Source organism: Variovorax gossypii (genome assembly GCF_003965815.1).
Classification (GTDB): Bacteria; Pseudomonadota; Gammaproteobacteria; order Burkholderiales; family Burkholderiaceae_C; genus Variovorax; species Variovorax gossypii.
Genome location: NZ_RXOE01000004.1, coordinates 56512 through 79165, shown reverse-complemented (window position 1 = coordinate 79165; position 22654 = coordinate 56512). Strand labels below are relative to the sequence as shown.

At 67.0% G+C, this 22654-nt stretch carries 17 protein-coding genes; 6 read left to right on the top strand and 11 right to left on the bottom strand.

The features are described 5' to 3' along the window. Positions 1 to 16: 16 nt before the first annotated feature. Entirely contained in the window at positions 17 to 3697 is a 3681-nt protein-coding gene (locus EJP69_RS17175) for a DUF5801 repeats-in-toxin domain-containing protein (protein ID WP_126471672.1), read from the bottom strand. A 293-nt stretch (positions 3698 to 3990) separates the two neighbouring features. Between EJP69_RS17175 and EJP69_RS17170 the strand changes: the two genes are divergently transcribed. After that, positions 3991 to 4818 (top strand): helix-turn-helix transcriptional regulator, encoded by an 828-nt coding sequence (locus EJP69_RS17170; protein WP_126471671.1) that lies wholly within the window; start codon positions 3991 to 3993, stop codon positions 4816 to 4818. A gap of 13 nt (positions 4819 to 4831) precedes the next feature. Here the strand turns inward: EJP69_RS17170 and EJP69_RS17165 are convergent, their stop codons facing one another. The 3 genes from EJP69_RS17165 to EJP69_RS17155 are packed head-to-tail and all read right to left on the bottom strand — an operon-like array spanning position 4832 to position 8643. Continuing rightward, positions 4832 to 6226: a class II fumarate hydratase gene (locus tag EJP69_RS17165; RefSeq protein WP_126471669.1), complete on the bottom strand. Its 1395-nt coding sequence runs from the start codon at positions 6224 to 6226 to the stop codon at positions 4832 to 4834. Between the two features lie 4 nt (positions 6227 to 6230). Beyond that, positions 6231 to 7220 carry a tripartite tricarboxylate transporter substrate binding protein BugD gene (locus tag EJP69_RS17160; protein ID WP_126471667.1) on the bottom strand — a complete coding sequence of 330 codons (990 nt, stop codon included), beginning with the start codon at positions 7218 to 7220 and terminating at the stop codon, positions 6231 to 6233. 40 nt (positions 7221 to 7260) lie between these two features. Beyond that, a complete protein-coding gene (locus EJP69_RS17155) occupies positions 7261 to 8643 on the bottom strand; it encodes a class-II fumarase/aspartase family protein (RefSeq protein ID WP_240652181.1) in 1383 nt (460 codons plus the stop codon). 127 nt (positions 8644 to 8770) lie between these two features. Here EJP69_RS17155 and EJP69_RS17150 point away from each other — a divergent pair, with 127 nt between their 5' ends. Beyond that, positions 8771 to 9514, top strand: a complete 744-nt coding sequence (locus EJP69_RS17150; RefSeq protein ID WP_126471665.1) for a GntR family transcriptional regulator — start codon at positions 8771 to 8773, stop codon at positions 9512 to 9514. A 34-nt stretch (positions 9515 to 9548) separates the two neighbouring features. Here the strand turns inward: EJP69_RS17150 and EJP69_RS17145 are convergent, their stop codons facing one another. The 4 genes from EJP69_RS17145 to EJP69_RS17130 form a co-directional block, all read right to left on the bottom strand. Next, the gene (locus tag EJP69_RS17145) at positions 9549 to 10319 is read right to left on the bottom strand and encodes an ABC transporter permease (protein ID WP_093197410.1); all 771 of its coding nucleotides are present in this window, start codon (positions 10317 to 10319) and stop codon (positions 9549 to 9551) included. Between the two features lie 13 nt (positions 10320 to 10332). Beyond that, positions 10333 to 11205 carry an ABC transporter ATP-binding protein gene (locus EJP69_RS17140; protein WP_126471663.1) on the bottom strand — a complete coding sequence of 291 codons (873 nt, stop codon included), beginning with the start codon at positions 11203 to 11205 and terminating at the stop codon, positions 10333 to 10335. Further along, the gene (locus tag EJP69_RS17135; RefSeq protein ID WP_093197405.1) at positions 11205 to 12236 is read right to left on the bottom strand and encodes an ABC transporter substrate-binding protein; all 1032 of its coding nucleotides are present in this window, start codon (positions 12234 to 12236) and stop codon (positions 11205 to 11207) included. The genes EJP69_RS17140 and EJP69_RS17135 overlap by 1 nt, the downstream gene beginning before the upstream one ends. A gap of 152 nt (positions 12237 to 12388) precedes the next feature. Continuing rightward, complete coding sequence (locus tag EJP69_RS17130; RefSeq protein ID WP_126471661.1) at positions 12389 to 13162, bottom strand: IclR family transcriptional regulator; 774 nt, start codon at positions 13160 to 13162, stop codon at positions 12389 to 12391. A gap of 150 nt (positions 13163 to 13312) precedes the next feature. Between EJP69_RS17130 and EJP69_RS17125 the strand changes: the two genes are divergently transcribed. The 3 genes from EJP69_RS17125 to EJP69_RS17115 are packed head-to-tail and all read left to right on the top strand — an operon-like array spanning position 13313 to position 16898. After that, positions 13313 to 14959 (top strand): OPT/YSL family transporter, encoded by a 1647-nt coding sequence (locus EJP69_RS17125; RefSeq protein WP_240652180.1) that lies wholly within the window; start codon positions 13313 to 13315, stop codon positions 14957 to 14959. Positions 14960 to 15019: 60 nt separating this feature from the next. Further along, positions 15020 to 16084, top strand: coding sequence for an S-methyl thiohydantoin desulfurase domain-containing protein (locus EJP69_RS17120; protein WP_126471659.1), 1065 nt, complete (start codon positions 15020 to 15022; stop codon positions 16082 to 16084). A 22-nt stretch (positions 16085 to 16106) separates the two neighbouring features. Beyond that, positions 16107 to 16898 (top strand): aspartate/glutamate racemase family protein, encoded by a 792-nt coding sequence (locus tag EJP69_RS17115; protein ID WP_206169343.1) that lies wholly within the window; start codon positions 16107 to 16109, stop codon positions 16896 to 16898. Positions 16899 to 16915: 17 nt separating this feature from the next. On the opposite strand, the gene EJP69_RS17110 is transcribed toward EJP69_RS17115, so the two are convergent. Further along, positions 16916 to 19216, bottom strand: coding sequence for an NADP-dependent malic enzyme (locus EJP69_RS17110; RefSeq protein ID WP_093197395.1), 2301 nt, complete (start codon positions 19214 to 19216; stop codon positions 16916 to 16918). 255 nt (positions 19217 to 19471) lie between these two features. On the opposite strand from EJP69_RS17110, the gene EJP69_RS17105 reads away from it, so the two are divergent. Further along, the gene (locus EJP69_RS17105) at positions 19472 to 20812 is read left to right on the top strand and encodes an NAD(P)/FAD-dependent oxidoreductase (RefSeq protein ID WP_093197393.1); all 1341 of its coding nucleotides are present in this window, start codon (positions 19472 to 19474) and stop codon (positions 20810 to 20812) included. A 109-nt stretch (positions 20813 to 20921) separates the two neighbouring features. On the opposite strand, the gene EJP69_RS17095 is transcribed toward EJP69_RS17105, so the two are convergent. Both EJP69_RS17095 and hyi read right to left on the bottom strand, forming a co-directional pair. Further along, positions 20922 to 21833, bottom strand: a complete 912-nt coding sequence (locus EJP69_RS17095) for a 2-hydroxy-3-oxopropionate reductase (RefSeq protein ID WP_093197390.1) — start codon at positions 21831 to 21833, stop codon at positions 20922 to 20924. A 30-nt stretch (positions 21834 to 21863) separates the two neighbouring features. Then, positions 21864 to 22646, bottom strand: a complete 783-nt coding sequence (gene hyi / locus EJP69_RS17090; RefSeq protein ID WP_126471657.1) for a hydroxypyruvate isomerase — start codon at positions 22644 to 22646, stop codon at positions 21864 to 21866. Between the last annotated feature and the right edge of the window lie 8 nt (positions 22647 to 22654).

Here is a 22654-nt window from a genome sequence, read left to right as displayed (position 1 = left end):
CTTGCTCCAGGGCTCGCTATGCGATCGCTTCCGTTTGCTGGGTCGTGCCTATCAGGTTGGCCACGCCATCGATTTCCAGGTGGACGTCGAAGTCGAAGCCCGCGAAGTCGGCGTCGCCGTCGATCACTTGACCCACGAAGTTCAGGTCCACGTCCGAATTGATCGTCGTCGACGTGATCACGTCGATCTTGATGATCTTGAACACGTCGTTGTCCGCCGTATCGGCGTAGTTCGTGCCGGTCGCGGTCAGATTCACCGTGTTATGGCCAGTCAGGCTGATGCCCGTGCCGGTGATCTCTTCGGTGCTGCTCAAGACCTGCAGGCCCGTGATCTGGTAGTTGGCGCTGTCGTAGTCGTCCTCGCCGATGCTGACCACCTTCAGGCCTCCTCCGGCCGATTGGTAGTCCGCCGCGGAGTTGGCGATCAGGAGCCTGGTCGTGGTGGTGTTGGTCGACGCATTGAACAGCTTCAGCAGAACGGCCACGTCTTCGCCGTCCGTGATCTGGTCGATCGTGATGTTGATCGCGTCGGCATAGGCCGTGTCCGTACCGACGATGGCCGCCCCGGGGCGCTGCGGCGGACTCGTCAGGTTGGGGTTGCTCACCGGATTCGACTTGTAGAAGTCGAAGTTCAGCAGCTCGCCGGACTGGACGGTATCGGAGTTCACCCCGAGTGTGTTGGTCGCGACGTTGACGAAACCGGCACTCTCGCTGGTGAAGGTCTCGCCCGGCACGAATGCGTGATTGTTGCCCGCCAGCAGGTCGCCGGAATCGCTCGGAGGCGTGGCGGACCTGGCGGACAGCACGCCGAAGAAGTCGTTGCTGTATTTCTGGACCACGATCTCCGGCGAGTTGTTGCCTATGGTGTCGTAGTTGAAGGATGCCAGCGGCGCGCTCGTGGAGAACGTCGTCTGTCCTCCGAAGACCTGGTCCAGGTCGAAGGTGAAGGTACCGTCCGTCTTGTTGAAGACGACCGTGCCCGTGGCCGCCTGCGTCGTCGTCGACGTCGGCCCGGGGTAGTAGTTGAAGCTGAAGTTGTAGGTGACCGTCGTGGCGTCTTCCGCGAAGTGGGAGACCGTCGCATCGGTGATGGGCCGTCCGCCGCCGGTCGTGCCGGTCAGGCTGTTCAGCACGATGCCGTCGGTCGACGCGTTGTCCACGTCGTCGGCGCCGATGGAGAAGTTGTAGGTTCCCGCAATCGGCTGGGCGTCGTTCGCTCCGGTGAGGTCGGAGATGGCGGTCGCCGTCGGGCCGTGGTCGTCGAACTTGATGTTCGCGCCGATGTTGAGCACCTTGGAGTCGGAGGCGGTGTCGCCATCGCCATCGGTGAGCGTCACGGCATTGGTCAGGGTGATCAGGTCGTCGGCCATCGTGGCCTGCTGGGCCGCGTAGTTCGACGAGGAGCCCGGCAGCGCGTGGTCGATTTCGGCGAACTGCCGCAGCGTCACCGAGCCGGCGCCATTCACGCTCACGTCGAAGATGGTGTTGGTCGCCGAAAGGCCTGCCTCGGTGGCGGAGGTCGAGCCGATGACCGCTCCGGCAACCAGGTACAGCCTGATGGCCGCGCCGTCGCTCGTGAGCCCGGATGCGCCGCCCTGCGTCTTCACGCCGAGCGTGAAGGTCGAGTCGGTGGTGCCCGCCCCGTCGGCGCCGTAGCTGCTCGAAGTCGTGCCGAAGGCCGGCGCGAAGTCCTGGATGGAGGAGTCGGTGGCCGCGCCGACGGTCTGTGCGTCCTGGGTGTTGAGCAGCGTCGTGTCGGTGGGCGTTGCCAGCACGATGGTCGGGCCGTCGTCGTCGAACTGGATGTTCGAGCCGATGTTGAGCAGCTTGGAGTCGGAGGCCGTGTCGCCATCGCTATCGGTGAGCGTCACGGCATTGGTCAGGGTGATCAGGTCGTCGGCCATCGTGGCCTGCTGGGCCGCGTAGTTCGACGAAGCACCCGGCAGCGCGTGGTCGATTTCGGCGAACTGCTGCAGCGTCACCGAGCCTGCCGCATTCACGGCCAGGTCGAAGACCGTGTTGGCCGCCGCGACGCCGAGCTCGGTGGCGGAGGTCGAGCCGATCACCTTGCCGTTCAGCAGGTACAGGTAGATGGTCGCGCCGTCGCTCTTGAGCCCGGAGTCGATGCCCTGTGCCTTCACGCCGAGCGTGAAGGTCGGGTCGGTGGTGCCCGCTCCGTCGCTGCCGAAGCTGCTCGAAGTCGTGCCGAAGGCCGCCGCGAAGTCCTGGGTGGCGGAGTCGGTGGCTGCCCCGATGGTCTGTGCGTCCTGGGTGTTGAGCTGCGCCGTATCGGTGGGCGTTGCCAGCACGATGGACGGGCCGTCGTCCTCGAAGACCATCATGGACCCGACCTCTGCCGTCGCGCTGGAAACCTGCAGCAGCCGGAATCCACCGATGTCGAAGTCGGCGTGGGTGTTGCCCGAGGCATTGAGGGCCGCCCCGTTCTCGATGAGTACGCGGTTGTGGTCCGCCGAGGTCGTGTATTCGACCGAGTAGCCGGCCTTGACGCCGGTGATCATCGCGACGCCGCCGGTGATGCTGATCGCGATGGCCGCACTCTGTCCGCCCTCGGCACCGTTCGCGTAGGTCTCCAGAGCCGCGCCGGTAACGGAGTCGAGCACGCGCACGCTCGTGATCGAAATCACCTGGTCGCCCGCGTAGCCATCGATGAAGCTATTGCCGGACTCGACCGCCGTGCTGTATGCGGTGATCCTGACCTGGGCACTCTTTCCGCTTTGCAGCTGCACCACGTCGAAATCGGCGGTCCTCGCTCCGAACATGCCGGTGAAGTCGATGTTCGACTCCAGGTCGGCCTCGTTCTGGTCAAGGTTCGGAATGGTGACGTTCGCCCTGGCGCCGGTCACGAACGTGAAGCGGATGCCTTCCTGCTCGGTGATCATCTGGCTGTTGGTGCCGAACGTCGTCGGCCCGCCGGCCTGGCTGGTGTTGATCGTGTCGCCGGTCGTGATGTTGATGTCGTCGGCCGTGCTGTTGGGATTTGCCCCGGATTGATTCGCCGGGTCCTTGCCCGTCGCGATGATCGACACGTCGGAAATCCGGCCGTTGACGATCGTCGGGTTGGCCTTGGTGAACATCAGGAACAGGTTCTGGCCGGATGGCGCGCCCGCGAGGTTGAAGTCCGCATCCTGGCTGACGCTGACGAAGACCTTGTCGAGCAGGTTGACTGCGTCGTCGGGGTTGGTCGCATCCGGGTTCGCTATCGCTTCATACTGGACCATCCAGATCTTGGCGCCGCTCACGGGGGTTCCCGTTTCCTCCAGGTAGGCGGCGAACACGACGACATTGAGGGCGGTCTTCCCGTAGACGACGTTGTTGTTGGTCGTGTCGGTGTAGAGGAAGATGTCTTCGCCGTCGGCGGTATTCAGTCCGCTGTCGAAGCCGTTGAGCGCAGCGCCGTTCGCGTCCGTGAAGGAAATATCGGTGACCGTGCCGGATATGCTGAATGTGAACGCGTTGGTGCCGGTATTCGACCCGTTGTAGCCGCTCAGCGCGGCATTGATGGCGGTTCCGACGCTCTGGGCCGCCAGGCGGCTGCTGAAGGCAGCCGGCAGCGAGCTCGCGGAGATGTCGTTGTCGTTGCTGTCGCCGGCAGCGGCGGGAGTAGCGGCAAGGTTCTGCAGATTGGCGGATTCGTCCAGAGTGACGGTCGAGCCGGCCGTCAGATTTAGCGCAGCCATAAACACTCCTCGGTTGAGAAAAAACCCGCCGACAGGAACCACGCGATCGAGGCGCTTTCGCTGCCAATCAACCAGGTTCGCGTATCAGCAGAGGAGGCATGCTGAACCGCCCGACGATGCCTTGTCCATAGGATAAAAGTTGTCACCCAAAGGATGACGCGCCGTGCCGGGCAGGCGCCTGCAAGCCCTTAACCTTTTGATACCTTGCGAGGGTTGCGGGCCTATCTGTCCGATAGTGAGGTCTTTACCATTACCCCACGGATACCTCCAAAACAAGTGCTTCGGAGGAAGCCATGGAAGAAGTCCCACTGTCGCCTGCCGGGCTCGAACCTGCGTGGAACGCGGATACGCGGCCGTTCACGCAAGACTTTCGCCCGACCTCGCCATTTGCGCCGCCTGCGCTGTGGACATCAAGCGGTTTTCAGCCGGCTTGCCTTGAGATTCGATCCCCTTTCCCTGCGGTCGAAGTCTGTGTTCCGGTTCTCGTCGCAACCTGCCCAGGCCGTGCATCGCCGCTGCCCGGGCCGGGCCTGTTGGCCTCGAGGCTTCGGGCCGGGCGGATGTACCAGGTCGAGCATGCGGAGATGAACGGCCTCTCCGACCTGGACGCCCGTTGCCGGCAGCAGGCGCCTCGCCTGGTGCTGGTTGACATCGCGTTGATTTCGCCCGAGAGAGTCGACAGGCTGGACGATCTGCGCTGCCGCTTTCCAGCCATCGACTGGCTCCTGGGCTGGGAGGCGCCCTCCATGTTGGGGCTGGATGCGGCGATCCGGATCCAGGCGCGCGGCTGCGTCGAGTGGGCAGCGAGCGCGGAGCAGTTCGCGCAATCGCTGGATGCCGTGCTGGCAGGCATCCTGGGCTTCCCGGGGCCGGTGTTGCAGGCACTGTATCTGTCGGTGCTGCGATTGAAGGCAGCCGGCGGACCGGCGGCGTCCCGAGCGATATCGCCTGCAACGAGGCTGACCGCACGAGAGGATGAAGTGCTCTCGCTGATGCACCGGGACCTGACCAACAAGCAGATCGCCGAGCGACTCGACATCAGTGTCAACACAGTCAAGAAGCATCTCGCGCATGTGTTCGCGAAGCAGGGACAGCACAGCCGGCGCCGGCATCTGGTCTGATCCGGCGCGGCCGCTAGCTCTTTCCTCTTGCCATGCGAAGCGGGTCGACCAGCCGGTCGTACGCCTCGGCGCTCAGGTAGCCCAGTTCGACGGCCGCTTCTCTTGGCGCAATGCGGCGCTCCACGGCGGTGCGCGTGATGCGCGCCACCTTGTCGTAGCCGAGCACCGGATTCAGCGCCGTCACCGACAGAAGCGCGTTGCCCAGGTTCGCTTCGAGCCGCTCGCGATCGACCTCGAGTCCGGCAACCAGCCTGCCTGCGAAGACGCGCGCGCTGTCCGCCAGTATGCGGATCGACTGCAGCACGCCGTGGATCAGCACCGGCTTGGCCACGTTGAGCTCGAAGTTGCCCGAGGCGCCTGCCATCGTCACCGTCACGTGGTTGCCCGCCACCTGCATGGCAGCCTGGGCCACCACTTCTGCGATGGTCGGGTTGCGCTTGCCCGGCATGATCGACGAGGTCAGCCCGTCGTTTGGCACCACCAGCTCGCCGAAGCCGCAGCGCGGGCCCGATCCCATCCAGCGGATGTCGTTCGCCATCTTTATCAGCGAGGTGGCGATCACGTTCAGGGCCCCGGACAACTCCACCAGCGCATCGTGGCCCGACATGCCTTCGAACTTGCACGGATGAGGCTCGAATGGCAGACCCGTGAGCTTGCCGATCTCCTCGCAGAAGAAAACGTCGAAGTTCTCGGGCGCATTGAGCCCTGTTCCCGCCGCCGTTCCCCCTTGGGCGAGCAGCAGCAGTCGTGGCAATGCGTCCTTCAGCCGCGCGATGCCGCTGTTCGCCTGCCACGCGAATGCCTCGAACGCCTGGCCCATCGTCATCGGCACGGCGTCCATCAGGTGCGTGCGCGCCACCTTGGCCGCGTCGGCGAAAGCGCGTGCGCGGTCTTCGAGCGCGTCCTTCAGCACGGTGAGCGAGGGGACCAGTCGCTGCGTCAGCTCCATCGCGGTCGCGATGTGCATCACCGTCGGAAAGCTGTCGTTCGACGACTGCGATGCGTTCACATGGTCGTTGGGATGCACCGGCGACTTCGTGCCCAGCGGCTGCCCGAGCAGCTCGTTGGCCCGGTTCGCGATCACCTCGTTGGCGTTCATGTTCGTCTGGGTTCCCGAACCGGTCTGCCAGATCGTGAGCGGGAAGTGGTCGTCGAACAGGCCGCGCGAAAGCTCCCCGGCGGCCGTGGCGATGCTTTCCGCCAGTGCCGCGTCGAGCGCGGCGCAGCGGGCATTGGCTCTTGCCGCCGCGATCTTCTGCAGCCCGAAGGCGTGCAGCAGGCATACAGGGAAGCGCTCGGTTCCCACGTCGAACACGCCCAGCGCGCGTTGTGTCTGTGCTCCCCAGTACCGGCCGGCCGGAATCTCCACCGGCCCGAAGGCATCGTGCTCGATGCGCGTGGCCGTCATCGCGTCAGTCCAGCGAGATGCTGGCCTTGGCCGCAACGGCTCTCCAGCGGGCCACTTCCGCTTCGGTGTGCCTGCCCAGCGCGGCGCCGGTGTACTGCTCCGGCGGCAGCATCTGGATCGCCTGCTCGGCCAGGCGGTCAGTGAAGGCCTTGTCGCCCATCACTTTCAGGTAGGCCTGCTGCACCTTGTCGAGCACCGGCTGCGGCGTGCCCTTGGGCGCGTAGATGCCGTACCAGGTCGAGGCCTCGAAGCCGGGCAGCACCGTCTCGGCGAGCGTGGGCACGTCCTTGAGCTGCGGCAGCCGCACCTTCGAGGTGACGGCCAGCGCGCGGACCTTCGCCTCCTTGATCTGCGGCAGGGCGGTGTTGGTCTGGTCGAAGATGCCGTCGACCTGGCCGCCGATCACGTCGATCAGCGCCGGCCCCGCGCCCTTGTACGGAACCTGCGAGATCCTGATGCCCGCCGAGGCGGCGAACAGGGCCGCGATGAGGTGCGAGCTGGAGCCCACGCCGGCGTTGCTGATGAAGAGCTTGTCGGGGTTGGCCTTGCCGAAGTCGACCAGCGCCTTGATGTCCTTCGCCGGATGCTCCTTGCGCACCATCAGCACCAGCGGCGTGTCGGGGAAGCGGAACACCGGCGCGAAGTCCTTGACCGGGTCGTAGGCGAGCTTCTTGTACAGCGCCGGCGCGGCGCCCATGTAGCCCATGTGCCCGACCAGCATGGTGTAGCCGTCGGCCGGCGCGCGCGATGCCTTCGCCGCGCCCACGGTGCCGCCGGCGCCCGGTGCGTTGTCGATGACGATGGGCTGGCCCAGTTCGCGCGCGACCCGCTCCGCCACGGCCCGTGCGAGCGCATCGGTGGGGCCGCCCGCCGCGAACGGAACGATCCAGGTCACGGGGCGGGCCGGATAGGCCTGCGCGCTCGCGCCGTGCGCCGCGGTTGTGAATGCCACTGCCAGCAAGGCGCGCGCGGCCAGCTTCTTGATGTCGATCATCTGTCTTGTCTCCTCGGGGTTGGTGGTTCGTCGTCGCGGCTCAGGCCGCCACTTCGGCGGACAGGGCCAGCGCGCGGTCCACCATCAGCGGCGCGAGGCCGAGGTAGTTCGCCGGATCGGTCATGCGATCGATGGCCGCGCGGTCGAAGTGCTTCGTGACCTCGGGCAGCGCCGACAGCGCCTCGGCCAGCGTGCCGCCCTTTTCGTTGACGGTGCGGCAGGCGTCGTAGACCACGTCGTGCGCCTGCTGGCGGCCGATGTGGGGCGCCATGCCCATCATCACGGCCTCGGCCACGATGAGGCCGCGGCTGATGCCCAGGTTGTGCTTCATGCGCGCCTCGTCCACGATCAGGCCGCCGAGCGCGAACTTCGCCTGGTGCAGCGCGCCCGAGGTGAGGATGAAGCTCTCGGGAATGGCGATCCACTCGGCATGCCAGGGGCCCGTGGCACGCTCGAAGTCCTGCACCATCGCATCGACCATCAGCCCCGCGTGCTGCCGCACGGCCTTGGAGGCGGCCAGCATCAGCTCGCTGGAGATCGGGTTGCGCTTCTGCGGCATCGTGCTCGATGCACCCCGTCCCTTGACGAAGGGCTCGTAGACCTCGGCGAACTCCGTCGAGGCCATGATCATGATGTCGAGCGCGATCTTGCCCAGCGAGCCGGTGACGAGCGCGAGCAGGTTCACCGCCTCGGCGAAGCCATCGCGCGCCACGTGCCAGGTGGTGGCGGGCACGCCCAGCCCCAGTTCCTGGGCCATGGCCTTCTGCACCTCGAAGCCCTTGTCGCCGAGCGAGGCCAGCGTGCCCGCGGCACCAGCGAATTCAACCACCGCCACGCGCGGACGCAGCTCGGCGATGCGCTGCTGGTGCCTGTCGAACATGGCGAGCCAGATCGCGACCTTGTAGCCGAAGGTCACGGGCAGCGCCTGCTGCAGGTGGGTGCGGCCGGCCATCGGCGTGTCGCGATGCTTCTTCGAGAGCGAGGCGAGGATGCCGCGCAGCTCGCGGATGTCCTCGCCGATGCTGTCGAGCGCGTCGCGCACCTGCAGGGCGACTGCCGTGTCCATGATGTCCTGCGTGGTCGCGCCCCAGTGCACGTAGCGGCCGGCCTCGCCGCACATCCCGACCAGCTGGTGCACCAGCGGGAGGATGGGGTAGCCGACGATGTCCGTCTCCTCGCGCATGTGGTCGAAGTCGATGCGCTCGATCTTCGATTCGCGTGCGATCGCCTCCGCTGCCTCGACCGGGATCACGCCCACGCGCGCCTCGGCCCTGGCAAGCGCGATCTCGGCATCGATGTAGCGCTGGACCAGCGCGCCGTCGGAGAAAAGCTGCCGCATCTTCTGGGTGCCGAAGGCGTCGCGGAACAGGATGGAGTCGACGACGGTGCTGGCCATCGGAATCGAGGAGCGGGTAAGGGTCATGGGAGTTGTTGAAGGTGGAAGCAGCGAACGCAAATATGTTCGGACATATTCGACTTTAATATGTCCGAACATATTCGACGAATCGGGGTTTACCCTTGACGCCATGAATGCGATCCTCGGGGGCAACATGTCTTCGCCATCCAAGCCTCACCACAGCGACATCTCGCGTCACCTCACCGAAGCCATCGCCAGCGGTCATTTCGCCGTCGGCTCAGTGCTCCCGACGGAACTCGAGCTCTGCGACCACTACAAGACCAGCCGCCATACCGTGAGGGCGGCGTTGGCCGAACTCCAGCGGCTGGGCCTCGTGTCGCGGCGCAAGAACGCGGGAACCCGCGTCGAGGCGACCAAGCCGCGCGACACCTTCCGCCCTTCGATCGCGTCGGTGGACGATCTCGTGCACTTCGGCACCGAGTACCTGCGGCAGGTGCAGTCGATCGAGGAGGTGGCCGTGGCGGCCCCGGTGGCCAGGGACCTGGATTGCGCGCCCGGCACACGCTGGCTGCGCATCTCCAGCCTGCGGCTCGACACCGGCGGAGAAGGCGGACCCATCGGATGGACCGACCTGTACGTCGACCCGGCGTATTCGGAAGTTCGCGACCTGGTGCGGGAGTCGCCCGGCACCCTCGTCAGCTCACTGATCGCCGAGCGCTACGGCCGGCAGATCGTGGAAATCCACCAGGACGTGCGTGCCGACATCGTCAGGGACGCGGCGATGGCGAAGGCCCTGCAGGTGGAGCAGGGCGCGGCGGCGCTGAAGATCGTGCGCCGCTATCTCGATGCCGAGGGGCTGGCTTTCGAGGTTTCGGTGTCGGTCCATCCGGCGGACCGGTTCTCGGTGTCGATGCGGCTGCAGCGTTCGGCTTCGTAGCCGCAGCCTGCATCGCCCGCATCGACGCGGTGGCTCACTGGTTCTGGGAGCCCCGGTGCGCCCACCCCGTGGTGTGCTTCTCGACCACGCTGAAGAGTTCATACATCAGCATCGCCATCGCGCCCACCACCATCAGGCCCGCGAAGGCCAGGCCCATCTGCATGGCCGAGCCGGCTGAGATCAGCAGGTAGCCGATGCCTTCGTTGGCCGCCGTCATCTCGCTCACCGTGGTGCCGACGAAGGCCAGCGTAATCGCCACCTTCAGCGAGCCGAAGAAGTAGGGCATGGAGCGCGGCAGGCCGATCTTCATGAGCACGTCCCAGCGCCTGGCGCCCAGCACGCGCAGCACGTCTTCCAGCTCGGGTTCGAGCGTGGCGAGGCCGGTCGCGATGTTGACCATGATCGGGAAGAAGCTGATCAGGAAGGCCGTGAGGATCGCCGGCCCGATGCCGATGCCGAACCACACGACCAGGATCGGCACGAAGGCCGCCTTGGGCAGCGCGTTGAAGGCCGTCATCAGCGGGTAGATCGCCGCGTACGCGATGCGCGAGCTGCCGATCACGAAGCCCAGCAGCACGCCCACCACGATCGCCAGGCCGAAGCCCGCCATCGTGACCCAGAAGGTGCGCCACGCGTGGCCCGCGATGACTTCCTTGAATTCCCAGAACTGGTTCCAGATGCGCCACGGGCTCGGGAAGATGAAGTCGGAAACCTCGAAGGCCGAGCAGATGATCTGCCACAGCAGGATCACCGCCACGAGCAGCAGCCAGGGCGACCAGCGTTCGATTTGCCTGGTGTTCTTCATGTGTCGCGCGCCCTCAGTGAGATACCGCCGCGGCGGACTGGGCGGCGCTCGCGCCGGTATTGCGGATGGCTCCGATGTGCCCGCGCAGCTCCAGCACGATGTCGGTGAACTCCTTCGTGTAGGTGAGCTCGAGCTCGCGCGGGCGCGGCAGGTCGATCTCGCGCTTCACCACGAAGCGGCCGGGGCTCTTGCTCATCACGTACACCGTATCGGCGAGGAACACCGACTCGCGCAGGTCGTGCGTCACCAGGATCACGTTGAACTGCTGCTCGGTCCAGAGGTCGCGCAGGATGCACCACAGCTCCTCGCGCGTGAACGCGTCGAGCGCGCCGAAGGGCTCGTCGAGCAGCAGCATCTTGGGCTCGTGGATGAGCGCGCGGCAGATGCTCGCGCGCTGCTGCATGCCGCCCGAGAGCTGCCACGGGAACTTGTCCTCGTAGCCGCCCAGGCCCACCTTCTGCAGCAGGCGGCGGGCGCGCTCCTCGTACTCCTTGCGCTTCGCCTTGAAGCTGGAGCGGTAGGGCTCGACGATCTCCAGCGGCAGCAGCACGTTGTCGACCGTGGTGCGCCACGGCAGCAGCGAAGGCGCCTGGAAGGCCATGCCCGAGATCTTCAGTGGCCCGGTCACGGGCTGGCCGTCGATGCGGATCTTGCCCATCGACGGCATCTTCAGCCCGGTGGTGAGCTTCATGAAGGTCGACTTGCCGCAGCCCGAGGGGCCGACGATGGCGATGAACTCGCCGCGCTTGACCTTCAGGTCGATGGCCTCGACCGCGAAGTGGTTGGCGCGCAGCAGCTCCTCGTTGTAGGCGAGCCAGACGTCCTGGAAGTCGACGAAGGGAGCGACGAAAGGGGCTGCGGCCGCGTCCTGCGATGCGGCTGCCATCACTTCTTCAGGATGTTCAGTTCGGCGGCCGGCGGCAGCAGCGCGGCGGTCCACACCGCGTCGGGGCTCACGCGCGTCTTGGTGTTGAAGGCGTCCGACACCTGCGAGGCCATCAGCGACATGCGGCCCGCGTTGACTGCGCCGAAGCCTTCGGCGCGCGCGTCTGCGCTGTTGATGACGGTGTCGATGGCCAGCTGCAGGCGGCGCGTCTCGAGCTTGCTGTCGATGATGCCGTCGCGCGCCTTCACCGACTCGATGGCCACCGCCGGATTGGCGATGACTTCCTTCGCGCCCTTGGCGAAGGCCGAGAGGAATTTCTTCACCGCCTCCGGGTGCTCCTTGATGAGCTTGGGCGAGGCGATGATGACGTTGCCGTACAGCTTCACGCCGTAGTCGGGGTAGGGGAGGATCACCACGTCGGCCGTCTTGGCGCCGCGCGCCTCGAGGTTGAGCAGCGAGGTGAAGGTGAAGCCGGTGATGGCGTCGATGTCGCCGCGCATCAGCATGGTCTCGCGCAGCGTCGGGTCCATGGCGGTCCAGTTGACCGTGCCGATGTTGTTGGCCTTCGCGAAGATCGGGAAGGCGCGGCGGCCCGCGTCGAACACCGGCGCGCCCAGCTTCTTGCCCGTGAGGTCGGCGGGCTTGGTGATGCCGCTCTTCTTGAGCGTCATGACCGATGCCGGCGTGTTGTTGTAGACCATCATCACCGCGACCGGCTTGTTGGGGCTGTCGGGGTTGTTGGCGTGGAACTCCATCAGCGCCGCGAGGTCGGCGAAGCCCATGTCGTAGGCACCCGAGGCCACGCGCGTGACGGTGCCGCCCGAGCCGTTGCCGGCATCGATGGTCACGTCGAGGCCGGCGGCCTTGAAGTAGCCCTTGGCGGCGGGATGCAGGAACAGCGCGGCCGGTCCTTCGAAGCGCCAGTCGAGCTGGAACTTGATCGGCGTCGAGGTCTGCGCAAAGGCCGGGGTGAGGCCGAAGCTGAGGGCCGAGGCGGCGAGGAAGGACTGGAGCAGTTGGCGCTTGTTCATGCGGAGATCGATCCGTTGGATGAAAGGGGATTGAATGCTTCTGCATTCAAGCAAAAACGGTGCCCGCACGTGATTGGTGCGAACCCTTCCTGCGGATCGAACTGGTGCGTCGCTCCCGCATTTCGCACCTTCGGCGGGAAATCCCTTCGGTTTCAGGGGGCGCTTGCACCGAATGCGAGCCAGTACGGATCGCCGACGCGCTTGCCGACGCTCGCGGCGGCATCGCGCACGATGGCGCCGAAGCGCTCGACCAGCGCGTCCGACAGCAGCTCCGCGGGCAGCGCGATGCCGAAGGCGTAGGCCTGTCGCGTGGCCGGGTCGAACACGGCGGAAGAGATGCCCGCCACGTTGGTCACGTACTCGCCGCGCGACAGGGCCCAGCCGGTTTCGCGGATCACCGCGAGGCGCGCCAGCAGGTCCTTGCGCGTGCGGGGTGCGTCACCGCGTCCCTGGTCTAGCCGGCCGCCCAGCAGGGCAGTCACTTCGGCGTCGCCCTGCCGCGCGAGCAAGGCGCGGCCCATGGCGCTGGAGTAGGCCGGTGCGCGGCTTCCCGGCGGCGTGTAGATCTGCAGCGCGCCGGCGCCGGCGCGCATCTGGATCACGAGCGTGTCGGCGCCGTCGAGCACGTTGATGTAGCCGGTGAAGCGCGTCTCGGCCACCAGCGCGTCGAGCGCTTCCTCCACCAGCGAGGCGGCGTTGCGCGAAGCGCGGAAGTGGTACGAGGCTTCCATGATCACGCCGCCCGGCCGGTAGGCGCGCGTGGCCGCGTCGCGATCGAGAAAGCCGTAGCCCGCCATCATGCTGAGGGTGCGCGAGGCCGAGCTCTTCGGCAGGCCCAGCTCCGTCACCACGTCGGTCACCGTGATGTCGCGGCGCAGCCGCGCGATCAGCTTCAGGACGTCCATGGCGTTGGCGAGGGTGCTCATAGTTCAGATGGGTTGGCGGGTGGGAATCATAGGTTCGGCGCGGAACGCGTCCGCCGGCTCGGGGTGAACCAGCCTTGACAGCGCTTCGGCGGGTTCTATCATTTGGTTCAATTTTATTGGATTGAGTTCCATAAAATGGAACTTCAGAAAATGACCATGAACCACGAGGCAACAGCGGCGATGCCGCTGCAGGAGGGCGACGCCGCCCGTCCGTCACCGGAACTGCACCCGAAGGCACTGGCGCCGGCCAACCTGATCCTGACGGTGGTGCTGAGCGTGTTCGGCGCCATCGTCGGCATCCAGATGCTGGCGAGCCTGGGCATCACGCCGAGCACCTCGCTGATCGGTGCGCTCGCGGCGATGACGCTGGCGCGCGTGCCGCTGGCCATGTTCCGGGGCTTCCGCTCGGTGCATGCGCAGAACCTCGCGCAGACCAGCATCTCGTCGGCCACCTTCGGCGCCGCCAACAGCCTGTTCCTGCCCATCGGCATTCCCTTCCTGTTCGGGCTGCCCGACATGGTTGTGCCCATGCTCGTCGGCGTGAGCCTGGCGATGCTGCTCGATGCCTGGCTGCTCTACCGCATGTTCGACACGCCCGCCTTCCCGGCGAAGAACCCGTGGCCGCTGGGCATCGCGGCGGCCGAGGCCATCAAGGCGGGCGACGGCGGCGGCAAGCAGGCCTGGCTCTTGTTGGGCGGGCTGGCCACGGGCGTGGCGGGCGCGGTGTTCAAGCTGCCGATGTCGGCCTTCGGCGTGGCGCTGATCGGCGGACTCGGCGCGATGACCGCCTTCGGCATCGGCCTGCTGCTGCGGGGCTACTCGGCGCAGCTCTTCGGCTTCGACATCGGCGCGCGCTACGTGCCGCACGGAATGATGATCGGCGCGGGCATCGTGGCGCTGGTGCAGGTGGGGCGCGTGGTGCTGAAGAGGCACGGCTCCGCCGCGCCCGGCACAGGCGCAGCTGCGTCGCTGGAGGCACGCGGTGCCACCGCGCTGGGCCGATCGCTGCGCCTCGGCGGCGTGGGCTATCTCGCGATCATGGTGCTGCTGGCGGTGGGCACGGGCGTGTACACCGGCATGTCGCCCGGCATGCTCGTGTGCTTCGTCGTCTACGGCACCTTCGCGGCCTTCGTGCACGAGCTGATCGTGGGCATCGCGGCCATGCACTCGGGCTGGTTCCCGGCCTTCGCGGTGGCGCTGATCTCGCTGCTGATCGGCATCCTGATCGGCTTTCCGCCCGAGGCGCTGGTGGTGCTGGCGGGCTTCTCCGCGGCCACCGGGCCGGCCTTCGCCGACATGGGCTACGACCTGAAGGCCGGGCACCTGCTGCGCGGCGAGACATCGGGCACGTCCTTCGAGATAGCGGGCCGGCGCGAACAGATGATCGCGGGCATGGTGGGCTTCGCCGTGGCCATCGTGGTCGTGGCCTGCAGCTACAGGCTGTTCTTCGCCAACCACCAGCCGGCGCCCATCAACGCGGCCTACGTGGCGGCCATCAAGGCAGGCATCTCGGGCGACACGGCGCGCAACCTCGCGCTGTGGGCGCTGCCCGGCGCGCTGCTGCAGATCGTGGGCGGCGCGCGACAGCAGCTCGGGGTGCTGTTCGCCACCGGCCTGCTCATCGCGAGCCCGATGGCTGGCTGGATGGTCGCGGCTGGCATCGCCTGCCGGTTGGTCGTGCATCGCGTTCTTGGCGCTGCGGCGCGAGAACGGCTCGAAGTGTTCGCAGGCGGCGTCATCGCGGGCGACGCGCTCTACAGCTTCTTCTCGGGCGCGGTGAAGAGCCTGCGCAAGTAGTGCTCCGGCACCGCGCTCCGCCTTTCCTCCTTCCCTTCATCACACAGGAACCACGAATCCATGAAACGCAATCTGACAAGCGACGACGTCCGCGCGGCCATCTGGGGCGGCGCCATCCTCGGCGGCGGTGGCGGTGGGCTGATCGAGTCCGGCGAGCGCGCCGCGAAGCTGGCGCTGCAGGTCGGCACGCCGCAGCTGTGGAGCATCGACGAATTCGACGACTCGGCGCTCACCGCCACCATGGCGCTGGTCGGCGCCCCGGCCGCGCCCGATCCGCACGTGCAGCCTGCGCACCTGCTGCGCACGCTGGAGTTGCTGCGCCGCGAACTGCCGGCGGGCCAGAAGCTGGTCGGCCTGCATGCCAACGAGAACGGCGCCGAGACCACGGTCAACGGCTGGTTCCATGCCGCGATGAGCGGGCTGCCCGTGATCGACCTGGCCTGCAACGGCCGCGCGCATCCGTCGAGCGTGATGGGCGCGCTAGGCCTGCACACCGAGCCCGACTACCTCTCGGTGCAGGCCTACGCGGGCGGCGAGCCGCATCGCTATGTCGAAGGCGTGGTGTCGGGCCGCCTGGAGCAGACCTCCGCCGTGGTGCGCCGCGCCTCCGTCGAGGCAGGCGGCCTCGTGGCGGTGGCGCGTAACCCGGTCAGCGTGGGCTATGCGCGCCGGCACGGGGCGCCGGGCGCCATCAGCCATGCCATCGCGCTGGGCCAGACGTACCTCGATGGCGGCGTCGATGCGGTGGCCCGTTCGCTGGAAGGCCGCATCGTGGCCGAGGGCGAGGTGCGCACCTACCGCTGCGAACAGCAGGAAGGGGTGGACGTGGGCATCGTCGAGCTCGACGACGCGGCGCGCACCACGATGCGCTTCATCAACGAATACATGCTGCTGGAGCAGGAAGGAAAGCGCATCGCCCGCTTCCCCGATCTCGTGATGACCTTCTCGGACGACGGCAGGCCGGTGGTGTCGGCCCACGTGCGCCAGGGCGCGCGGCTGCGCGTGCTGGTCGCGCCGCGCGCGCGGCTGCTGCTGTCACGCACGATGTTCATGCCCGAGCTCTACCGGCCGCTCGAGAAGTCGCTCGGCGAGGCCTTCGCGCCCGCCGAGGAAGCGCTGGCCTGAGCGCGCGCAAGGAGGAGCCGCCATGACGCTGCGCGTGCGATGGATACGGACGGTCGGCAACGACACCTACAACGAGCGCTTCGCCCGTGAATTCGCCGAGGTGAAGAACCCTGACACCGAGGTCGAGGTGGTTTCGCTGCGCAACGTCTCGGTGCGCCATCACGTCGAGTACCAGAGCTACGAGGCGCTGCTGGGCGCCGACATCGTTCGCGTGGTGCGAGACGCGGCCGTGAAGAAGTTCGACGCGGTGGTGCTCGGCTGCTTCTACGACCCGGTGCTGGTCGAGGCGCGCGAGATCTCGGGCGAGACGGTGGTGGTCGCGCCCTGCCAGGCCTCGTTCGAGGTGGCGGCCAACCTGGCGCAGAAGGTGTCGGTCATCGTCGGGCGACGAAAGTGGGTGCCGCGCATCGAGTCGCGCGTGCGCGAGTACGGGCACGGCCACCTGCTGGCCTCGTGCCGCGCGCTGCAGCTCGGGGTGGAAGACTTCCAGCGCGACCGCGAGGAAACCGCGCGCCGCATGATCGAGCAGGGCCGCCGCGCCATCGAGGAGGACGGCGCCGAGGCGCTGATCCTGGGCTGCACGCTGGAGTTCGGTTTCTATCGCCAGCTGCAGGACGTGCTGGGCGTGCCGGTCATCGATTCGGCGCTGGCCGCCTTCAAGCGCGCCGAGGCGCTGGCCGACACGCGGCAACGCTTCGGCTGGAAGCCCAGCCGCGTGGGCGGCTGCGAGCCGCCGCCTGAGGAAGAGGAACTGCTGGCATGGAAGGTGTTCGACCCGGACGACGTGCCGGTCGCGTCACCGTTCCATGCCTGAGCGGCTCTTGCTGCTGCTTACTTGTCGACCGTGACCTTCGCCACCGCCAGCGCCGTCATGTTGATGATGCGGCGCACCGTCGACGAAGGCGTGAGCACGTGCGCCGAGCTCGCGGCGCCCAGCAGCACCGGGCCGACCGTGATGCCGTTGGCGCCGGTCATCTTCAGCACGTTGTAGAGGATGTGCGCCGAATCGAGGTTCGGGCACACCAGCAGGTTGGCTTCGCCGCTCAGCGTGGTCTCGGGCAGGGCGGTGCGGCGGATTTCCTCCGACAGCGCTGCGTCGCCGTGCATCTCGCCGTCGCATTCGATGTCGGGTGCCATCTGCGCGAACAGGTCGCGCGCCAGCCGCATCTTGCGGGCCGACGAGCGGCTGGAGGTGCCGTAGTTCGAGTGCGATAGGAAAGCCACCTTCGGCGGCAGGCCGAAGCGGCGCACTTCCTCGGCGGCCATCACCGCGATGCTGGCGAGCAGCTCGGCGCTGGGGTCTTCGTTCACGTTGGTGTCGGTGATGAACACCGTGCGCTTGTCGAGCGTGAGCGCGTTCAGCGTCGCGAAGCCCGGTGCGCCGCGCTTCAGGCCGATCAGGTTGCGGATGTGCTCCAGGTGCACGTCGAAGCGTCCGACCAGGCCGCAGATCATGGCGTCGGCATCGCCCAGGTGCATCATCAGCGCGGCGATGGTGGTGTTCGAGCGGCGCACCATGGTCTTGGCGGCTTCCGGCGTCACGCCGCGGCGGCCCATGATCTTGTGGAAGCTCTCCCAGTAGGTGCGGAAGCGCGGATCGTCCTCGGGGTTGACGATCTCGAAGTCGACGCCCGCGCGGATGTGCAGACCGGCCTTCTTGATGCGCGCGTCGATCACGGCGGGGCGGCCCACCAGGATCGGCTTTGCCAGGCCTTCGTCGACCGCCCACTGGGCGGCGCGCAGAACGCGCTCGTCCTCGCCCTCGGCATATGCCACGCGCTTGGCGGTGGCGATCTTGGCGGCGCTGAACACCGGGCGCATGAACATGCCGGTCTGGTAGACGAAGCGCGTCAGGTGCTGGCGGTAGGCGTCCATGTCCTCGATCGGGCGCGTGGCCACGCCCGAGGCGGCCGCAGCCTTTGCCACGGCCGGCGCGATGCGCAGGATCAGGCGCGAGTCGAAGGGCTTGGGAATGATGTAGTCGGGGCCGAAGGCCAGCTCCTGGCCGGCGTAGGCGGTGGCCACTTCCTCGCTGATGTCGGCCTTGGTGAGCTCGGCGATCTCGCGCACGCAGGCCAGCTTCATCTCTTCCGTGATCTTGCTGGCGCCGCAGTCGAGCGCGCCGCGGAAGATGTACGGGAAGCACAGCACGTTGTTGACCTGGTTCGGGTAGTCCGAACGGCCGGTGGCGATGATGCAGTCCGGCCGCACGGCCTTGGCCAGCTCGGGGCGGATCTCGGGCTCGGGGTTGGCCAGCGCCAGGATGATGGGCTGGCTGGCCATGGTCTTGACCATCTCGGCGGTCATCACGCCGGGGGCCGAGCAGCCCAGGAACACATCGGCGTCCTTCACCACGTCGGCCAGGGTGCGGGCGCCGGTGTCTTTCTGGGCGTAGCGTGCCTTGGATTCGTCGAAACCGCCCGCGCGGCCCATGTAGATCAGGCCCTTGGAGTCGCAGGCGTGGATGTTGGCGGGCTTGGCGCCCAGGCCGACCATCACGTCGAGGCAGGCGATGGCTGCGGCGCCTGCGCCCGAGACGGCGATCTTCACGTCCTCGATCTTCTTGCCCACCAGCTCCAGGCCGTTGATGAGCGCGGCGGCCGAGATGATGGCCGTGCCGTGCTGGTCGTCGTGGAACACCGGGATGTTCATGCGCTCGCGCAGCTTCTTCTCGATGTAGAAGCACTCGGGCGCCTTGATGTCCTCGAGGTTGATGCCGCCCAGCGTGGGCTCCAGCGCCGCGATGATGTCGACCAGCTTGTCGGGGTCGCGCTCGGCCAGCTCGATGTCGAACACGTCGATGCCGGCGAATTTCTTGAACAGGCAGCCCTTGCCTTCCATCACCGGCTTGGCGGCCAGCGGGCCGATGTCGCCCAGGCCGAGCACGGCGGTGCCGTTGGTGACGACGCCCACGAGATTGCCGCGGGCGGTGTATTCGGAGGCCGTTGCCGGGTCGGCGGCGATGTCGAGACAGGGATAGGCCACGCCGGGCGAATAGGCCAGCGACAGGTCGCGCTGGTTCAGCAGGGGCTTGGTCGGGGTGATCGAGATCTTGCCCTTGACGGGCGAGCGGTGGTATTCGCGCGCTGCCTCGCGAAGTGCTTCTTCTGCGGGGGAAAGGGGTGCAGCCATGAAAGTCTCCTTGTTTCTGACGGGCAATGAGGCTACCGCAAAAGCGGGGCCTCTTCTTACTGGGGAAATGCCGAAAACGCCTGGATCCATATCTTCGGCCCGATAGGGCAGGTACGGAAAAGGCGGTCGGACGGGCTGGCGGGTTCGCTAAACTGCAGATCGTTACCCATTGGTTAACTGACCGGCTGTCCAGCCGGGAATCGGGCCGGGGTATCGCCGACAACGACAACACCACGACAAGAGGGGCAACAACGCATGGCATCCGGACCTTTCAACAGCAACGATCCTGACGTCGTCGTCATCGGCGGCGGCCCGTCGGGCTCCACGGTGGCCGCGTTGCTCGCGGACAAGGGGCACGACGTGGTGCTGCTCGAGAAGGCGCAGCATCCGCGCTTTCACATCGGCGAATCGCTGCTGCCGATGAACATGCCGCTGTTCGACCGCCTGGGCGTGCGCACCGAGGTCGAGGCCATCGGCATCCGCAAGCATGGGGCGGAGTTCGTCTCGCCCTGGCACGACCATTCCAGCCAGTTCCACTTCGCCGAGGCGATGGACAAGAGCTTTCCCTACGCGGTGCACGTGCGCCGCTCCGAGTTCGACGAACTGCTGTTCCGCCATGCCGGCAAGCGCGGCGCGCGTACCTTCGAGGGACAGCGCGTCACCGGCGTGGACATGGACGCCGGCAAGGGCACGCCCGACAACCGGCCGGCGGTGAAGGTCAAGGGCGACGACGGCGCCGAGACCACCTGGCGCCCGCGCTTCGTGATCGACGCCAGCGGGCGCGACACCCTGCTGTCGAACCAGTTCGACGCCAAGCGCCGCAACCGCAAGCACGCCAGCGCCGCGCTGTTCGGCCACTTCGCCAACGCCGAGCGCCGGCCGGGCCGCTTCGAGGGCAACATCACGCTGTTCTGGTTCGACCACGGCTGGTTCTGGTACATCCCGTTGAAGGACGGCACGGTGAGCGTCGGCGCGGTGGCTTCTCCGGCCTACTTCAAGCGCCGCAAGGGCTCGCTCGAGGAGTTCCTGATGGAAACCATCGCGCTCGCGCCCAAGCTGGCCGCTCGCCTGAAGAACGCCACGCTGATGGAAGGCGCCACCTCCACCGGCAACTACGCCTACGACTCGGCGTTCTGCCGCGGCGACCGCTTCATGATGGTGGGCGACGCCTACGCCTTCGTCGACCCGATGTTCTCTTCGGGCGTGTACCTGGCGATGAACAGCGGCTTCGAGGCCGCCACCGCCGCCGACCACTGGCTCAAGGGCGAGGCGAAGGAAGCCGAAAAGGCCTTCCGCCACTACGAGAAGGTGATGAAGCACGGGCCGAAGATGTTCTCGTGGTTCATCTACCGCATCACCTCGCCGGCCATCCGGCGGCTCTTCATGAACCCGCGCAACATCTGGCGCATGCAGGAGGCGCTGCTGTCCATCCTGGCCGGCGACCTGTTCCGCAACACGCCGATCGGGCCGCGCTTCTGGGGTTTCAAGGTGACGTACTACGCCTCGTGCCTGGGCATCCTGCCGCAGGCCGTGAAGACCTGGGCCTGGCGCCGGCGCAATCTCAAGGAATCCTTGGAGACCGCTGCAAAAACCTGATTCTTTTCGAGGAACACCGCGGAACCGGCTTTGCCGGGCCGCTGGTGTTGCCCCCGGCGAGGGGGAAGGAGAAGCGACACGAAGTGCGCGAAGCCTGGGGAGTACCTGGTCAGTCCGGCGTGACGGTGTGCTGGGCGAGCGCTTCCAGCGCGCGCACCAGCGCCGAGTGGTCGAGCTGGCCGTAGCCCAGCGCCGCGCACGCGTTCATCAACTGGGCAGCGCCGGCAGTCTGCGGCAGCGACACGCCCAGCGAACGTGCGCTCTGCATCGCGAGGTTCAGGTCCTTCTGGTGCAGCGCGATGCGGAAGCCCGGCGCGAAGGTGCGCTTGATCATTCGCTCGCCGTGCACTTCGAGAATGCGCGAGCTCGCGAAGCCGCCCATCAGCGCCTGGCGCACCTTGGCCGGATCGGCGCCGGCCTTCGAGGCGAACACCAGCGCCTCGCTCACGGCCGCGATGTTCAGCGCCACGATGATCTGGTTGGCCACCTTGCAGACCTGGCCGTCGCCGGCGCCGCCCACGAGCGTGACGTTCTTGCCCATCTTGTCGAGCAGCGGCTTCACGCGCTCGAAGGTGCCTTCGTCGCCGCCGCACATGATCGTGAGGCTGGCGGCCTTGGCGCCCACTTCGCCGCCGGAGACCGGCGCGTCGATGTAGCCCGCGCCCAGCGCGGTGATGCGGCGCGCGAAGTCCTTGGTGGCGATCGGGTCGATGGAGCTGCAGTCGACCACGATCTTGCCGCTGGAGCCCTTCAGGCCTGCGGCCACGCCTTCGGAGCCGGGCACGCCGAAGAGCACCTTCTCGACGTCGGGCGTGTCCGGCACCATGATGAAGACGATGTCGGCCTGGCGCGTCACTTCGGCCGCCGAGGCGCAGATGGTGGCCTTCGAGACGAAAGGCTCGGGCGTGTTGCCGTGCGTGTTCACGAACAGCTGGTAGCCGGCATCGAGCAGGTGGCCCGCCATGGGCGCACCCATGATGCCGAGGCCGATGAATCCGATTTTCTGTTGTTGGGTCGTCATGTCTCTGTTTCCTTGTCCGATTTCATTCATTCATTGCTGCGTGAGCGCCTGGCGCCAGCCGAGGCCCTCGACCGTGGTGGCGCGGGGCTTGTATTCGCAGCCGATCCAGCCGTCGTAGCCCAGCGAGTCGATGTGCTTGAAGAGCCACGGGTAGTTGATCTCGCCCGTGCCCGGCTCGCCGCGGCCCGGGTTGTCGGCCAGCTGGATGTGGCCGATCTGCGCGAGGTGCTTCGTGAGCGTGTTGCCCAGCTCGCCCTCCATGCGCTGCGCGTGATAGATGTCGTACTGCACGCGCAGGTTGGAAGAGCCGACTTCCTCGATCAGTGCCAGCGCCTGGTCGGTGCGCGTGAGGAAGAAGCCGGGGATGTCGAAGGTGTTGATGGGCTCGATCAGCAGGCGCAGGCCCGCTGCCTCGAGTTCGCGCGCTGCGAGGCGGAGGTTGGCCACCACCGTCTTGTGGGCCGCTTCCCTGTCGACGCCCGCGGGCACCTTGCCCACGAGGCAGTTGACCTGCGAGCAGCCCAGCGCGGTGGCGTAGTCGATCGCCACGCCGATGCCTTCGGCGAACTCGCCGGTGCGGTCGGGATGGCAGGCGATGCCGCGCTCGCCCTTGTCCCAGTCGCCGGCGGGCAGGTTGTGAAGCACCTGCTGCAGGCCGTTGTCGCGCAGGGCGGCGGCGAGTTCCTTCTTCTCGAAGGGGTAGGGGAAGAGGTACTCCACTCCCTTGAAGCCGGCCTTGGCGGCGGCCTCGAAGCGCTGCATGAAGGGCAGCTCGGTGAAGAGCATCGTCAGGTTGGCTGCGAACTTGGGCATGTCTTTTC

What these genes read in the sequence shown, in the direction of transcription:
- EJP69_RS17175 (WP_126471672.1), bottom strand. Translation starts at nt 3,697, where the DNA reads ATGGCTGCGCTAAATCTGACGGCCGGCTCGACCGTCACTCTGGACGAA.
- EJP69_RS17170 (WP_126471671.1), top strand. Translation starts at nt 3,991, where the DNA reads ATGGAAGAAGTCCCACTGTCGCCTGCCGGGCTCGAACCTGCGTGGAAC.
- EJP69_RS17165 (WP_126471669.1), bottom strand. Translation starts at nt 6,226, where the DNA reads ATGACGGCCACGCGCATCGAGCACGATGCCTTCGGGCCGGTGGAGATT.
- EJP69_RS17160 (WP_126471667.1), bottom strand. Translation starts at nt 7,220, where the DNA reads ATGATCGACATCAAGAAGCTGGCCGCGCGCGCCTTGCTGGCAGTGGCA.
- EJP69_RS17155 (WP_240652181.1), bottom strand. Translation starts at nt 8,643, where the DNA reads ATGACCCTTACCCGCTCCTCGATTCCGATGGCCAGCACCGTCGTCGAC.
- EJP69_RS17150 (WP_126471665.1), top strand. Translation starts at nt 8,771, where the DNA reads ATGTCTTCGCCATCCAAGCCTCACCACAGCGACATCTCGCGTCACCTC.
- EJP69_RS17145 (WP_093197410.1), bottom strand. Translation starts at nt 10,319, where the DNA reads ATGAAGAACACCAGGCAAATCGAACGCTGGTCGCCCTGGCTGCTGCTC.
- EJP69_RS17140 (WP_126471663.1), bottom strand. Translation starts at nt 11,205, where the DNA reads ATGGCAGCCGCATCGCAGGACGCGGCCGCAGCCCCTTTCGTCGCTCCC.
- EJP69_RS17135 (WP_093197405.1), bottom strand. Translation starts at nt 12,236, where the DNA reads ATGAACAAGCGCCAACTGCTCCAGTCCTTCCTCGCCGCCTCGGCCCTC.
- EJP69_RS17130 (WP_126471661.1), bottom strand. Translation starts at nt 13,162, where the DNA reads ATGAGCACCCTCGCCAACGCCATGGACGTCCTGAAGCTGATCGCGCGG.
- EJP69_RS17125 (WP_240652180.1), top strand. Translation starts at nt 13,313, where the DNA reads ATGACCATGAACCACGAGGCAACAGCGGCGATGCCGCTGCAGGAGGGC.
- EJP69_RS17120 (WP_126471659.1), top strand. Translation starts at nt 15,020, where the DNA reads ATGAAACGCAATCTGACAAGCGACGACGTCCGCGCGGCCATCTGGGGC.
- EJP69_RS17115 (WP_206169343.1), top strand. Translation starts at nt 16,107, where the DNA reads ATGACGCTGCGCGTGCGATGGATACGGACGGTCGGCAACGACACCTAC.
- EJP69_RS17110 (WP_093197395.1), bottom strand. Translation starts at nt 19,216, where the DNA reads ATGGCTGCACCCCTTTCCCCCGCAGAAGAAGCACTTCGCGAGGCAGCG.
- EJP69_RS17105 (WP_093197393.1), top strand. Translation starts at nt 19,472, where the DNA reads ATGGCATCCGGACCTTTCAACAGCAACGATCCTGACGTCGTCGTCATC.
- EJP69_RS17095 (WP_093197390.1), bottom strand. Translation starts at nt 21,833, where the DNA reads ATGACGACCCAACAACAGAAAATCGGATTCATCGGCCTCGGCATCATG.
- hyi (WP_126471657.1), bottom strand. Translation starts at nt 22,646, where the DNA reads ATGCCCAAGTTCGCAGCCAACCTGACGATGCTCTTCACCGAGCTGCCC.